Origin of the sequence: Streptomyces sp. NPDC017448, from assembly GCF_044330565.1 — a bacterium.
Lineage (GTDB): Bacteria > Actinomycetota > Actinomycetes > Streptomycetales > Streptomycetaceae > Streptomyces.
On sequence record NZ_JBIRLM010000034.1, the window covers coordinates 2372 to 3953 of the forward strand.

General features: G+C 56.8%; 1 rRNA gene (only partly in view). It reads left to right on the forward strand.

The annotated features are described in order from the left end of the window. A 23S ribosomal RNA gene (locus ACH4K1_RS32185) occupies window positions 1-1582 on the forward strand (it extends past both window edges: 451 nt to the left, 1272 nt to the right).

Consider the following 1582-nt stretch of genomic DNA (forward strand, 5'->3'; position numbering starts at 1 on the left):
GACGAGTCAGAAACCGTTGGTGTAGGCGAAGGACATGCGAAAGGTCCGGCGTAGAGGGTAAGACCCCCGTAGCTGAAACATCAACGGCTCGTTTGAGAGACACCCAAGTAGCACGGGGCCCGAGAAATCCCGTGTGAATCTGGCGGGACCACCCGCTAAGCCTAAATATTCCCTGGTGACCGATAGCGGATAGTACCGTGAGGGAATGGTGAAAAGTACCGCGGGAGCGGAGTGAAATAGTACCTGAAACCGTGTGCCTACAAGCCGTGGGAGCGTCGCGCATCGAGCTTGCTCGGTGCGTCGTGACTGCGTGCCTTTTGAAGAATGAGCCTGCGAGTTAGCGGTGTGTAGCGAGGTTAACCCGTGTGGGGAAGCCGTAGCGAAAGCGAGTCCGAACAGGGCGATTGAGTTGCACGCTCTAGACCCGAAGCGGAGTGATCTAGCCATGGGCAGGTTGAAGCGGAGGTAAGACTTCGTGGAGGACCGAACCCACCAGGGTTGAAAACCTGGGGGATGACCTGTGGTTAGGGGTGAAAGGCCAATCAAACTCCGTGATAGCTGGTTCTCCCCGAAATGCATTTAGGTGCAGCGTCGTGTGTTTCTTGCCGGAGGTAGAGCACTGGATAGGCGATGGGCCCTACCGGGTTACTGACCTTAGCCAAACTCCGAATGCCGGTAAGTGAGAGCGCGGCAGTGAGACTGTGGGGGATAAGCTCCATGGTCGAGAGGGAAACAGCCCAGAGCATCGACTAAGGCCCCTAAGCGTACGCTAAGTGGGAAAGGATGTGGAGTCGCAGAGACAACCAGGAGGTTGGCTTAGAAGCAGCCACCCTTGAAAGAGTGCGTAATAGCTCACTGGTCAAGTGATTCCGCGCCGACAATGTAGCGGGGCTCAAGCGTACCGCCGAAGTCGTGTCATTCACACATATAGGGCCAACGCCTGTGTGGATGGGTAGGGGAGCGTCGTGTGCCGGGTGAAGCAGCCGCGGAAGCGAGTTGTGGACGGTTCACGAGTGAGAATGCAGGCATGAGTAGCGATACACACGTGAGAAACGTGTGCGCCGATTGACTAAGGGTTCCTGGGTCAAGCTGATCTGCCCAGGGTAAGTCGGGACCTAAGGCGAGGCCGACAGGCGTAGTCGATGGACAACCGGTTGATATTCCGGTACCCGCTTTGAAACGCCCAGTACTGAATCAGGCGATGCTAAGTCCGTGAAGCCGGCCCGATCTCTTCGGAGTTGAGGGTAGTGGTGGAGCCGATGAACCAGACTTGTAGTAGGTAAGCGATGGGGTGACGCAGGAAGGTAGTCCAGCCCGGGCGGTGGTTGTCCCGGGGTAAGGGTGTAGGACGCACGGTAGGCAAATCCGTCGTGCATATAAGTCTGAGACCTGATGCCGAGCCGATTGTGGTGAAGTGGATGATCCTATGCTGTCGAGAAAAGCCTCTAGCGAGTTTCATGGCGGCCCGTACCCTAAACCGACTCAGGTGGTCAGGTAGAGAATACCGAGGCGTTCGGGTGAACTATGGTTAAGGAACTCGGCAAAATGCCCCCGTAACTTCGGGAGAAGGGGGGCCATCACC